Raw genomic sequence first — 13424 nt, 5'->3', positions numbered from 1 at the left:
CGCGGGTAAACCCGCTCCCACAGGTACACCGCAATCTTCAATCCAGCGGTGCACCTGTGGGAGCGGGTTTACCCGCGAAGGGGCCAGCACAGGACTGCGACTAATCAACGTTTGCCGAGTATTTTGCCCAGCAGCTCCGGCCGCGGCGCCCCTTGCTGGCTCTGCAACTGCCCATGCTCATCCTGGAAGAAGATCGCCGGCGTCGCCGCCAGCCCCAGCTCTTCCATCAGCGCCTGGTTGGCGTCGAGCTTCTTCTGCACCGCTTCCGGCACCTTCTCCAGTGGCTTGAGCGTGCTCGCCTTGCCCGCCGACTCATGGGCCAGCAAGGCCTTGCTCGGGTCCTTGGCGGCCAGCAGGGCGGCGGACTTGCCCGGGCTGTCCTCGCGAATGATACCGACCATGATATGGCGCAGTTGCACCTTGCCCGACTCGACCCACGGCCGGGCCTGCTGCCAGAACATGTTGCAGTACGGGCAGTTGGGGTCGCTGAACAGGTAGACGATGCGCGGTGCGTCGGCCTTGCCGTCGGCGATCCAGGCGGTCTTCTCCATCTTCGCCCAGATGGCCTTGCTCATCGGGGCGTACACCAGTTTCTCCAGGGGCTCGGCGCTGAGGTCCTTGCCTTGCTCGTCGAACAGGCTGCCCACCAGCACGTGCTTGCCGTCGGGGGTGAGGTACAGGGCGATGCCATTGTTCTGGTACTCGGCGGCGTAGCCGCGCAGGCCGTCGGGGGCATTGAAGCTGCCTTTGATCACCGCGCCCTTGGCTTGCAGTTGCTGGATCGCCTTGGGCAGTTCTTCGGCCTGCAGCGCGGGGGCGGCCAGCAGGGCGAGGGTGAGGGGCAGCAGGGCATTCAATCGCATGTCAGTTTCCTTGTGGGGCGGGCGCGTCGGCGCGGTCGAAGGGTTCCAGGGCGTGGCGCAGGCTGGCCCGCGACAACTCGCCCAGGTGGCTGCCGACCAGCCGCCCTTCGGCGTTGTAGAACAGGGTGGTGGGCAGGGCCATGGAGCCGACCTTGCGCGCCAGCTCGCCGCTGCCGTCGAACAGCACATGGGACAGCATCAGGCCGGTGGTGGCCATGAAGGTGCTGACGTTCTCCGGGGTTTCGCCCTGGTTGACGAACAGGAAGGTCACGTGGGGGTAGTCGTGCTGGGCCTGCTGCAACACCGGCATTTCCCGGCGGCAGGGCGGGCACCAGGTGGCCCAGATATTGATCACCAGCGGGCGCCCGCGGTAGTCGTGCAGCGCCACCGCCTGGCCGCGGTTATCGCGCAGGGTCAACTGCGGCAGCTCCGTGCCCTTGCTGTACAGGTGGCTACCCAGGCTGCCGAGCACCCAGAACAGCGCGCCACTGGCCAGCGCCCAGCCCAGTGGGCGGCGCAGGCCGGGGCGACTCCAGCCCTGCCAGAGCGTGCCCAGGACGATGCCGAACAGGCCGCCCCAGAGCAGGAAACCACCGTCGCGGATATCGATGACTTGCAGCGGCTCGTCGCGGTACATCGGCCAGTAGGCCAGAACGAAGCCCAAACGGGCACACAGCAAACCCAGCAGAAACACATTGAACAACGCCGACTCGGGGTTCTCGCCACCGCGCTTGGCCACGCGCCAGCCGACCAGGCAGGCGATGCCCAGCGCCGCGAGCAACAGCAGGTGGTTCAGGGCCATGGTCAATGGCCCGAGGGTGACGGTCAGCATCAGCCTTGGCTCCTGGTCTGGGCCCAGTGTTGCAGGAAACCGGCGGCGTCGATTTCGCCGGTGATACGCCGGGCGCGGCGTTCGTCGCCTTCCGGGCCGACCCAGATCAGGCTGGGCGGGCCTGGCACCTGGTAGCGCTGCAGCAGCTCGCGGCTGGCCGGCGAGTCGGCGGTGACGTCCAGGCGCAGCAGGTGCACGCCAGCGAGGCTGGCCTGTACATCGGCACGGCCAAACACCTGTTTTTCCATGACCTTGCACGACACACACCAGTCGGCATAGTAGTCCACCAGCACCCACTGGCCACGGGCCTTGGCGGCGTCGAGCTCGCGCTGCAGGTCGACGGGGTTGCTGACCGTGACGAAGGCGTCATGCGCGCTGGCCTGGGCGGCACTTTGGGTATTGCCCGCGAAGGGCTGCAACGGCTGCCACAGGTTGCTGCCACCCGCCGCCGCACCGACCAGCAGCAGGCCGCCCCACAGGGCCCCCAGCAGCGGCACCGCGCGCAGGGCAGGTAAACGATACAGGGCCGGCCAGGCGGCCCAGCCCAGGGCGATCAGCCAGGCGCCGGCCAGGGCCAGCAGCAAGGGCTCGGCCAGCAGGGTGCGCACGGTGTACAGGGCCATGGCCAGGAACACGAAGCCGAACAGGCCCTTGACCAGGTTCATCCAGGCGCCCGGGCGCGGCAGGTAGCGGTTGCCCAGGGTCACCAGCAACATCAGCGGCACGCCCATACCCAGCCCGAGGCTGAACAGCACCAGCGCCCCGTGCAGCACATCGCCGCTTTGCGCGATGTACAGCAGCGCGCCCGCCAGCGGCGCGGTCATGCACGGGCCCATCAGCAAGCCCGACAACGCGCCGAGCAATGCCGCGCCATACAGGTTGCCGCCGCGGGTGCCTTGCCCGGCGCGGTCCAGGCGATCACGCAGCGCCACTGGCAGCTGCAACTCGAAGGCCCCGAACATCGGCAGGGCCAGCAGCACGAACAGCGCCGCCAGGCTGCCCAGCAGCCACGGCTGCTGCAACCAGGCCTGCAGGCTGGCGCCCAGCAGCGCGGCGATCACCCCCAGCGCGGCATACACCAGCGCCATGCTCAGCACATACACGCCGGCCAGCACCCAGCCACGGCGGGCGCTGGCGCCATTGCCCATGACCAGCCCGGCGAGGATCGGCAGCATCGGCAGCGAACAGGGGGTGAAGGCCAACAGCAGGCCCAGGCCGAAGAATGCCAGCAGGCTCCAGGCCAGGGTGCTCTGCTGCAGCGTGCCGGCCAGGGCCTGGTCGCTGGCCTGCTCAGCGCCCGGCGTCGGCGCCTGCGTGCCACCCAGGGCGATCGGCGTGGTTTGCGGCGGGTAGCACAGCCCGGCGTCGGCGCAGCCCTGCCAGCCCAGGCGCAGCTCGCCACTGGCGTTGGCCGGCAACAGCAGCTCCAACTCGGTGCGGTACACCGCGCTGTCGCCGAAGAACTCGTCGTGATGGTTTTCAGCCTGGGGCAGTTGCGGGTGCTGCTCAGGCGGCAGGCCGTCGAACTTCAGGCGCTTCTGGTAGAGGTAATAGCCGTCCTGGATCTGGAAATGCAGGCGCACCTGGCCGTCGGCGAGGCGGTCGTGGGTCAGCACGAAGGCCTGGTTCACCGGCAGGAAGTCCGGTTTGGCGGCAAACGGGTTGGCCTGAAGCGGGCCGGCGAGCAGGAAGGTCAGGAAGAGCAGGAGCACACGCATGTCGAGGCCTTGGCAGAGCTTGGAGTGGGGCCATGCTGGCCGGGGGGTATTAACTGAAGGTTAAACGGGGGATAGGGCGGAGTAATAGCGGCGATCTATCTACTGCTGCCGCCGACATGAGCGATTCAGCTGTCACGCAGGAAGCGTCCTTCACTCTATCAGGAATTTCCTGACGCTCTCTCTGTGAGCCTCCCCGGTATCTTTTCCCTTCCTGTTTTGGCCTGGGTGGGATCACCGGGGCACAGTGTTCACGCATGGAGAGCTGCACATGGCAACACGCGCCACGATGGCCGCTATCTTTACAAAGCGGGCAGGGCAATGGCCCTCGCTGTTTTCGACCTCTAAACCGGCCAAGGGCCTGCCGAGCCGCGAGGCGCTGGCATGAGCGACGCCAAGCAGCGCGAACCGCAGGTCGCCGTCGCCCCGCTCAACACCATCGATGTCAAGGACGTTGGCCGTGGCGCCGCCGCTTTCGACGCCTGGTTGCAATCGGTCAGCGCTGGCTACGTCACCCTCGAACGGATCAAGACCGTGGCCGGCGCCCTGCCGGTGGTGGGCAACATCATGGCCCTGGTCGACGCCCTGGGCGACGTGGTGACCCTGGTCAAGAGCAAGAACCGCCAACTGCTCGACTGGGTGAGCCTGGGCATCAACCTGATCGGCGTGCTGCCGACGCCGCCGACCATGGCCGCCGCGCGCATGAGCCTGCGGCCAACGCTGTTCCTGGTGCGCCAGGAGCTGCGCAACAGCGCCAAGATGCTGCTGGGCGATTCGCTGATCACGGTGTTGAGCGGGCACCTGAATGCGACGATTGCCGGCACCATCGATGACTTCGTCCAACAGGCCCAGCCGAAGATTGCCGAGATCCTCGCCGACGCCGGTGCGCTCGGCACCAAGGTGACCGGCGAGATCGCCGATGGCCTGGAGAAGGTGGTGCTCGGCCAGCTGGATGCCAGGGGCGACAAAGCGGCGGTCAGCAGGCAGATGGCGGCGGCGAGCGATCAGTTGCTCTACGACCCCAAGACCGCGATCAGCAATTTCTTCGGTGCGGTGCACAGCGCCTACAAGGCGGCCGGCAAGGGCCTGGCCAACAGCGCGACCAGCAAGCTGCTGCCGGACGAAATCAAGACCAAAATGCTGGCCAACACCGGCCAGTTGCGCGCCCTGGGCCCGGAGATGGCCCAGCAGTTGAACAAGCTGGCCGACCCGGGCACACAGATGAGCATCGGCTGGATGCTCAACGTGCTGGACGGCGCGGTTAAGGGCTTTCGCAAGCGCAACAGGAACGGCCAGCCGGGGGTAGCCAAGCCGGATGCCGTGACCAAGGTGGAGCGTGAGCAAAGCAAGGGGCAGTTGGCGGTCAGTGGCAAGCAGGCGCCGGCTGAGCAGACGCCGAGTCCTATCCAGGCAAGTTGCCCACTACCGAGACCAACCCCCAAACCCACCACGGGTCGCAGCATCAGCTTTGCCCTAGGCTCGGAATTCATCATCCACACCGACTTCAGCTTGCCTGGGGCCTTCCCCATCGAATGGCAGCGCATCTACCACTCGCGTCTTGCCGAATTCGACCAAGGTTGCCTGGGTGCGCGTTGGGTCACACCGTTCACTACGCGTATCGATGTGGTGGGCATGGGGTTGCTGTTCCACGATTACGATGGGCGCAGCCACGCTTTTGAAACTCCCAAGGTGGAGAAAGCGTTGTACAACGCCATCGAAGACCTGCTGCTGGTGCGCAGCCGTGATAACGAGTTGGTGATCTGCCGCGGATTCGATCGCAAGGAGTACTACCTGCGGGTAGGGGATCGCTACTACCTGTACAAGATCCTGCTGCAGAACGACGCCGGCTGCATGCTGCATTACGAGCATCGCCACGAAGGCCGCCCGGTGCTGTCCGACATCATCACCTTCCAGGGCGACGTGAAGAATGTGCTGCGTCACCTCGGCACCCTGATCGACGACCACGGCCATATCACCGGCCTGTGGGAAATGCGCGACGGCCAGCCGCTGCGCCAGCTGTGCGCCTACCACTACGACGAACAGGGCGACCTGGTCGCCGCCCAGGATGAAAACGGCGCTGCCTGGCACTACCAGTACCAGCACCATTTGGTAACCCGCTACACCGACCGTACCGGTCGCGGCATGAACCTGGAATGGGACGGTAGCAGCGCCCACGCCAAGGCTATTCATGAGTGGGCCGACGACGGCAGCTACGACACCCGCCTGGAGTGGGACGAAAACATTCGCCTGACCTACGTCACCGACGCCCACGGCCAGGAGACTTGGTACTACTACGACATCCTCGGCCACCTTTACCGTGTACGGCATCCTGACGAGCGCTCGGAATGGATTTTCCGTGACGAGCGCAAGAACGTGGTACGCCATGTACACGCTGACGGCAGTGAGGACCGCTACGACTATGACGAACAGGGCAGTGTCGTTCGCCATATCCGCGCCGATCACAGCCAGGTCCATATCGCTCGGGATGCCAGGCGGCGCCCGATCAAGATCCGCGATGCTGAAGGCGGTCTGTGGCTGAGCGATTATGACCTCAAGGGCAACCTGATCGAAGCCACCGACCCGCTGGGCAACAGGACCGAATACACCTACACGCCCTCGGGCCTGATCAAGGCAATCAAGGATGCAGCGGGCAACGAAAAGAAGCTGGCTTACAACGCAGCCGATCAGTTGGTCGAGTTCACCGACTGCTCAGGCAAGACCAGCCAGTGGGCATACGACGATCTCGGCCGCCTAGCGCTGTTCACCGATGCCGCCGGCAGCAAGACCGCCTATGAATACAACGCCGGCCAGCTGGCGAAAGTCATTCATCCGGACAACACCGAAGAGCGCTTCGAACGTGATGCCGAAGGCCGCCTGCTGGCCCACGCCGATGCGCTGGACCGCTGCACCACTTGGTCTTACAACACGGCGGGGCTGCTTGCTGAACGCGTGGATGCTGCCGAGCACACCTTGCGTTACCGCTGGGACAAGCTGGGCCGCCTGATCGGGCTGGAGAACGAGAACGAAAGCAAGGCCACCTTCCTCCACGACCCGGTGGGTCGTTTGCTGGAAGAAAAGGGCTTCGATGGCCTGGTGACGCGCTACCGGTACGACCCGGACAGCGGCCGGCTGGCCAGCACGCAGGTCGGCCAACGCCGGATCGATATCACCTTCGATGCCGTGGGGCGTCTGGCCTCGCGGGTGGCGAGCCTGGGCGACCAGCGCCAGGAAGAAACCTTTGCCTACGACGGTAACGGCAAGCTGATCCAGGCCATCAACGCCGACAGCAAGCTGCAGTGGTTCTTTGATGAAGCCGGTAACCTGACCCGCGAGCACCAGTACTACTTCAAGACTGACGTGCCGATGGTCGCGGTGTGGCAGTACGCGTACGACGCCCTCAATCATCGTGTTTCGACGATTCGCCCGGACGGGCACAAGGTCAGCGTGCTCACCTACGGCAGCGGCCACGTGCTGGGCATGACCCTCGACCAGCACGAACTGCTGGCCTACGAGCGTGATGATCTGCACCGCGAAGTGGTCCGCCATCAAGGCAACCAACTGATGCAAACCCAGGCATGGGACCCGGCGGGCCGTTTGCAGGAACAACTGCTGGGCAGCCATGACGGCAAGTCCACTCTGCTCAAGCGCCAGTATCAATACGATGCAGTCGGCCAACTGACCGATATCCACGACACCCGCCGTGGCCATCTGGCCTATCAATACGATCCGGTGGGACGGTTGCTGCAAGCTGCAAGCTGCCAGCCGCCTGGGCGTCGAGACCTTTGCCTTCGACCCGGCCGGCAACCTGCTGGACGACAACGCCCAGCAACTCAACCGCCCGCTGGAACGCGACCCACGCCGCAACAAGCGGATGGACAACCTGCTGCGTGAGTACGCCGGCACCCATTACCAGTACGACGAGCGCGGCAACCTCGTCCACCGCCTGCATAACGGCGACAAGGCGCGCCTGACCTGGGACCTGTTCGACCGGCTGACTCGCTTTGACGACAGCAAGCTCAGCGTGGTCTACAGCTACGACGCCCTGGGCCGCCGCCTGCATAAACACTCGAGTGCACGCTATCAGGACGATCCCCGTTCGGGCAGCGGCTGGAACCGCATGCAGCGAGCCAAGCGCCAGCGTGAGCTGGGCTGCGGCTACACCCTTTACGGCTGGGATGGCGACACCCTCGCCTGGGAAAGCTCGCCGCCGCAAGACGAAGGCGAGACCGGACGGACCGTGCACTACCTGTACGAGCCGGGCAGTTTCGTGCCGGTGGTCCAGGCACTGCGCAAGGCGCCGATTCGCCTGCTGCGCCAGCCGGACTGGCGCGGTCGGGAATATGATTTCGATCAGGACCCGTTGTGGCACACCGAGGTCAAGGCGCAGCCGTTCGATTTGATTGTTTGGTACCAGTGCGATCACCTCGGTACACCGATGGAACTCACCGACCACAACGGTGAGGTGGCGTGGACGGCGCAGTACAAGGCTTGGGGTGAAGTACGCGAGGCGCGCTCGGCGTGGGCCAGGCAGGTCGGGATGACCAACCCGATTCGCTTCCAGGGGCAGTACCACGATCACGAGACCGGGCTGCATTACAACCGCTATCGGTACTATGATCCGAGGGTCGGGCGGTTCATCAACCAAGATCCGATCAGCTACTTTGGTGGATTGAACCTTTTTGCGTATACGCCGAACCCTGTTGACTGGATAGATCCACTTGGGTTGGCGAAACGGGGGCCGAAAACTAATGGTGAAGGGCCGCATAATCAGGTTATTGCGGCGTGGGGGCGAGAGGTGGAGGCTTCTGGTGGTGCGGTAATCGCGGGTGGAGGCATTCTTAAAGAGACGGCAGTGAACACGCCGGTAGGTAACAAAGGGAAAAGGCGGCCCGATATCATCTACGAAGACGCCGACGGTAAATTAGTTTACGGCAACGTAGGAAAAGTCAAGGCGGATGGTGTAACGCCAGTGGCTCGTGAGCAGAAGGCAATGGAGGATTTGAGGACGAAGACTCAAGGTAAAGATATTCCAGATGAGGTGCAGTTCCGTGCTTACAATAGGCCGTGTCCTTAAGGTGATCTGTGGAAAAGACAATATTTATTACTTTTGCAGAGTATGCTTCTCTCGTTAATAAGCTTAAAGAGGAGTCGGGGCTTGACTTGTTCATGTCTGCCAGTTCTGAAGAGCCCTTCGCGCTTATCGAGTCGTTGGGTGCTGGTAGCGAGTCTTTAATTAATTCATCTCGAAAGCCCCGAATTTTAATCGGGGCAAAGAAAGACTTTACGTTTTCAGATAAGCCTAGAGCAGAAGTCGGTCGTGCTGATATCGTGGGTTTTGTTGATGTGACTTATGGGCGCGATGATGAAAATGCTATTGGTGCGACCATTTTTAAAGGCGACTCATCTGAAAATGAAAAAATGGTTGGAAAAGCGTTGAGTAAGTTGCTCAGGAAGTGCGCGAATAAAGGGGTTGTCAGCTCTGAAGGTGGAGTAGGTGGGCTTTGGGATAATTATTATTGGACGGAAGGTGCGCTGGCGTCTGGTAAAAATTGGCATCTGTTTTTAGGCTTTGGGGTTAGGAAACCTCTAAATGCTAGTTCGGGCTATTTGCCGAAAATATTGCCCTGATATATAAAATTGGCCCACGAAGTTACTATCACTACGTGCTCTGTTCCGGAATAAAATGGTGCACCTGTATTTAGTGCGTCGAGAGATGTGCAACAGCGTCAAGATGCTGCTGGCCTATGAGTGCGATGAGCTTTACCGCTAAGTGGCCCACCAGCTGACCGATATCCACGACACTCGCCGTGGCTATCTGGTCTATCAATACGATCCCGTTGGTCGCCTGCTTCAATCCACCAGCCATCTTGGTGTTGAGACCATCGCCTTCGATCCGGCGGCAACCTGCTGGACGACAAAGCCCAGCAACTCAACCGCCCGCTGGAAAGCGACCCCCGCTATAACAAGCGCATGGACAACCTGCTGCGCGAGTACGCCGGTACCCACTATCAGTACGACGAGCGCGGCAACCTCGTCCACCGCCTGCATAACGGCGACAAGGCGCGCCTGACCTGGGACCTGTTCGACCGCCTGACTCGCTTTGACGACAGCAAACTCAGCGTGGTCTACAGCTACGACGCCCTGGGCCGCCGCCTGCATAAACACTCGAGTGCACGCTATCAGGACGATCCCCGTTCGGGCAGCGGCTGGAACCGGATGCAGCGGGCCAAACGCCAGCGCGAGCTGGGTTGTGGTATCACCCTCTATGGTTGAGAAGGCGACACGCTCGCCTGGGAAAGTTCGCCGCCGCAGGATGAAGGCGATACGATAATCCCCACTTAATCCCCCCCCTGTGCAATACCCGCTTCCCCACCCCAGGAGCCCCCACCATGCACGTTCTGCTCTGCGAGGACGACGACCTGATCGCCAGCGGCATCTGCGCCGGGCTCACGGCCCAGGGCTTCACCGTCGACCGGGTGGGCAATGCGTCGCAGGCGCGGCAGATGCTGCAGGCCGCGCAGTTCGATGTGATGATCCTCGACCTGGGCCTGCCCGACGAGGACGGCCTGAAGCTGCTGCGCCGCCTGCGCCAGCAGGGCGAGGCGCTGCCGGTGCTGGTGCTGACCGCGCGGGACGCGGTCAGCGACCGGGTCGACGGGCTGCAGGCCGGCGCCGACGACTACCTGCTCAAGCCGTTCGACCTGCGCGAGCTGGCGGCGCGCCTGCATACCCTGGTGCGGCGGGTGGCGGGGCGGGCGGTGAACGTGATCGAGCATGGCCCGCTGTGCTATGACCCGAGCAGTTGCATGGCCACCCTGGCCGGGCAGCCGGTCGACCTGTCGCGGCGCGAGCAGGCACTGTTGCAGGCGCTGTTGCAGAACCCCGGGCGGGTGCTGTCCAGCGAACAGCTCAAGGACTGCGTCTACGGCTTCAGCGACGAGGTCGAGAGCAATGCGTTGAACGTGCATATCCATCACCTGCGGCGCAAATTGGGCAATGGCATCGTCGAGACGGTGCGTGGGCTGGGCTATCGGCTGGGGCCGGCGCAGGCGCCCGAGGGGGCTTCGTCATGAGCCTGCGGGTGCGGCTGTCGCTGATCCTTGGCAGCGTGTTCATCGTCATCTGGGCGTTGGCGGCGGCGTGGATGCTGCGCGACCTGCGCCAGCAGATGATGTTCTCCCTCGACCAACGCCTGGTGGCCTCGGCACGCATGGTCGCCGGGCTCATCGACCAGTTGCCGCAGCCGTTGGCGGCCAAGGGCGAGGAGGCGCATTTTGCCGCCGACCAGCTGAGCGTGCCGGACGGCATGGCCTGCCAGGTCAGCTCGCTGCGCGGTGAGGTGCTGGCCAGCAACCACAAGCATGACGGGGCGATGGACGACCAGCGCAGCGGCTTCCGTGACCAGACCATCGAAGGCGCCTCCTGGCGCACCTTCACCTACAACCACGGCGATGTGCGGATCACCACGGCTGACCGCCACCAGGAGCGCGAAGCGCTGAACCAGTCGATACTGCTGGCCGCCTCGGCGCCGGTGCTGATGGCTTTGCTGGGTAGCCTGGGGTTGCTGTGGATCGGTCTGGGCAAGGGCCTGGAACCGCTCAACCGTATGCGCGACGCGTTGCGCAGGCGGCGCGCCGACAGTGTCGAGCCGTTGCAGGTGGCGGGCCTGCCCAGCGAACTGCAGCCGTTGCTCGACACCCAGAACCAGCTGTTCCTGCGCATCGCCCAGACCCTCGAGCGCGAGCGGCGCCTGACCGACGATGCCGCCCACGAGCTGCGCAGTCCGCTGACCGCGATCAAGACCCACCTGCAGGTGGCCCGCATGACCGACGGCGCGGTACGCGAGCAGGCGCTGGAGCACGCCGAGCAGGGCACCGACCGCATGCACCGCACGCTGGAACAACTGCTGATGCTGGCCCGGGTCGAGGGCAGCCTGTCGTTCGACGACGGCGTGCAGTGCAGCGCCGAGCAGGTGGCCTTGCAGGCGGTTCAGGACGCAGGCGGTGGTGATAACCGGCGCATCCTGCTGCGCTTGCCGGAAGAGGCGGCCAAGGTCTACCTCGGCATGCCGGCGCCCTTGGCGGTGGCGGCGCTGCGTAACCTGCTGGACAACGCCTTGCGCCACGGGGGCGATGCGGCGGTGGAGCTGGAAGTGCAGGCGCGGGACGGGCAGGTGGGTTTCATGGTGCGCGACCATGGCCCGGGCATCGCCCAGGAAGACCTCGAACACCTCACCGAACGCTTCTGGCGCAACAGCCAGAGCGGCGGTTGTGGCCTGGGCCTGGCGATCGTCCAGGCCATTGCCCAGCGTTGCGCGGGCAGCCTGCGTTTCGACAGCCAGGCCGATGGGTTGCGGGTGTGGTTGAACGTGCCGGCGCGCTCGGTCAAGTGATCGGCGTTGGCTTCATCGCCGGCAAGCCGGCTCCCACAATGAACTTGCATGTCCGCCTGTGGGAGCGGCACTGCCATAACAAATCCCACAGCAACCGCTAAATCCGTACCTCGCCCAAGCGTTTTCCAAGCGATAACAACCCGACACACATCCGGTTACAGGGGCGTGGCGGGCACATTCGCTTGCTTGCGAGGGTTTTTCCGATGTCGACCGCTTCCAGCCTTGCTCAGGTTCTGCCGGCCAGCGCGCCGCAGGCCTTGTATGAATTCACGGACTCACCGCTGCTGCTGCGCCAGCAGCAGCAGGAGTCCAACGCGCGCAGCTACCCGCGGCGCATTCCGCTGGCGCTCAAACGCGCCCGTGGCCTCTACGTCGAGGACGTCGAGGGCCGCCAGTTCATCGACTGCCTGGCCGGCGCCGGCACCCTGGCGCTGGGGCACAACCACCCGGTGGTGACCGAGGCGATCCAGCGGGTGCTGGCCGATGAGCTGCCGCTGCACACTCTGGACCTGACCACCCCGGTCAAGGACCGTTTCGTCCAGGATCTGTTCGGGGTGCTGCCCGAGGCGCTGCGCAACGAGGCGAAGATCCAGTTCTGCGGCCCGACCGGTACCGACGCGGTGGAAGCCGCACTGAAGCTGGTGCGCACCGCCACCGGGCGCAGCACGGTGCTGGCGTTCCAGGGGGCCTACCACGGCATGACCCAGGGCGCGCTGAGCCTGATGGGCAGCCTGGGCCCGAAAAAGCCGCTGGGCGCGCTGCTCAACAATGGCGTGCAGTTCCTGCCATACCCTTACGACTACCGTTGCCCGTTCGGCCTGGGCGGTGAGGCGGGCGTGCGCGCCAACCTGCATTACCTGGAAAACCTGCTGAACGATCCCGAGGCCGGCGTTGCACTGCCAGCGGCAGTGATCGTCGAGGTGGTGCAGGGCGAAGGCGGCGTGATCCCGGCGGACATCGAGTGGCTGCGCGGCCTGCGCCGGATCACCGAGCAGGCCGGGGTGGCGCTGATCGTCGATGAGATCCAGAGCGGCTTTGCCCGTACCGGGCGGATGTTCGCCTTCGAGCATGCCGGCATCGTCCCGGATGTGGTCACGCTATCGAAAGCCATCGGCGGCAGCCTGCCGCTGGCGGTGATGGTCTATCGCGACTGGCTCGACCAGTGGTCGCCGGGTGCCCATGCCGGCACCTTCCGTGGCAACCAGATGGCCATGGCCGCAGGCTCGGCGGTGATCAACTACCTGGTCGAGCACCGTCTGTGCGAGCACGCCGAAGCCATGGGTCAGCGCCTGCGTGGCCACCTGCAGCGCCTGCAGCAGGATTATCCGCAGCTGGGCGACATTCGTGGCCGTGGCTTGATGCTGGGGGTCGAGCTGGTGGATCCGGCCGGCAAACTCGACGCCCAAGGCCATCCGCCGGCCTGTCGCACCCTGGCGCCGAAGGTGCAGCGTGAATGCCTGCGCCGTGGCTTGATCCTCGAACTGGGCGGGCGGCATGGCGCGGTGGTGCGCTTCCTGCCGCCGTTGATCATCAGCGCCGAGCAGATCGACGAAGTGGCCGGGCGTTTTGCCGAAGCGGTGCGGGCGGCGGTTGCTGCACGTTGAAGCGAACCGTGACAAGCA

General features: G+C 64.4%; 7 protein-coding genes and 2 pseudogenes. 6 read left to right on the top strand and 3 right to left on the bottom strand.

All coding sequences use genetic code 11. From position 1 onward, the window contains the following. Window positions 1-104: 104 nt before the first annotated feature. Genes dsbG through dsbD form a run of 3 tightly spaced genes read right to left on the bottom strand, consistent with a single transcriptional unit; the run spans window position 105 to window position 3413 of the window. Window positions 105-863, bottom strand: coding sequence for a thiol:disulfide interchange protein DsbG (gene dsbG / locus EJA05_RS19570; protein ID WP_125464917.1), 759 nt, complete (start codon window positions 861-863; stop codon window positions 105-107). Window position 864: 1 nt separating this feature from the next. Beyond that, window positions 865-1695 carry a TlpA family protein disulfide reductase gene (locus EJA05_RS19565; protein WP_125859480.1) on the bottom strand — a complete coding sequence of 277 codons (831 nt, stop codon included), beginning with the start codon at window positions 1693-1695 and terminating at the stop codon, window positions 865-867. Further along, window positions 1695-3413 (bottom strand): protein-disulfide reductase DsbD, encoded by a 1719-nt coding sequence (gene dsbD / locus EJA05_RS19560; RefSeq protein ID WP_125859479.1) that lies wholly within the window; start codon window positions 3411-3413, stop codon window positions 1695-1697. The genes EJA05_RS19565 and dsbD overlap by 1 nt, the downstream gene beginning before the upstream one ends. A gap of 381 nt (window positions 3414-3794) precedes the next feature. Between dsbD and EJA05_RS19555 the strand changes: the two are divergent. The 6 genes and pseudogenes from EJA05_RS19555 to EJA05_RS19530 all read left to right on the top strand — a co-directional run. Beyond that, a pseudogene (locus EJA05_RS19555) lies at window positions 3795-8145 on the top strand (RHS repeat-associated core domain-containing protein); the annotation flags it as partial. Window positions 8146-8492: 347 nt separating this feature from the next. Beyond that, window positions 8493-9038 carry a hypothetical protein gene (locus EJA05_RS19550; protein WP_125859478.1) on the top strand — a complete coding sequence of 182 codons (546 nt, stop codon included), beginning with the start codon at window positions 8493-8495 and terminating at the stop codon, window positions 9036-9038. Between the two features lie 145 nt (window positions 9039-9183). Further along, window positions 9184-9680, top strand: a pseudogene (locus EJA05_RS19545) (RHS repeat-associated core domain-containing protein); the annotation flags it as partial. Between the two features lie 119 nt (window positions 9681-9799). Continuing rightward, window positions 9800-10483, top strand: coding sequence for a response regulator (locus EJA05_RS19540; protein ID WP_110994018.1), 684 nt, complete (start codon window positions 9800-9802; stop codon window positions 10481-10483). Then, window positions 10480-11802: an ATP-binding protein gene (locus tag EJA05_RS19535; protein WP_125859477.1), complete on the top strand. Its 1323-nt coding sequence runs from the start codon at window positions 10480-10482 to the stop codon at window positions 11800-11802. Before EJA05_RS19540 ends, EJA05_RS19535 begins: the two co-directional genes overlap by 4 nt. Before the next feature lie 203 nt (window positions 11803-12005). Continuing rightward, on the top strand, window positions 12006-13406 hold the full coding sequence (locus tag EJA05_RS19530; protein ID WP_125859476.1) for an aspartate aminotransferase family protein: 1401 nt from the start codon (window positions 12006-12008) through the stop codon (window positions 13404-13406). Window positions 13407-13424 lie beyond the last annotated feature (18 nt).

The organism is Pseudomonas oryziphila, from assembly GCF_003940825.1.
In the GTDB taxonomy this organism is placed as follows: domain Bacteria; phylum Pseudomonadota; class Gammaproteobacteria; order Pseudomonadales; family Pseudomonadaceae; genus Aquipseudomonas; species Aquipseudomonas sichuanensis.
The sequence above is the reverse complement of the archived record's forward strand: the minus strand, read 5'-3'. Positions and strand labels throughout refer to the sequence as shown.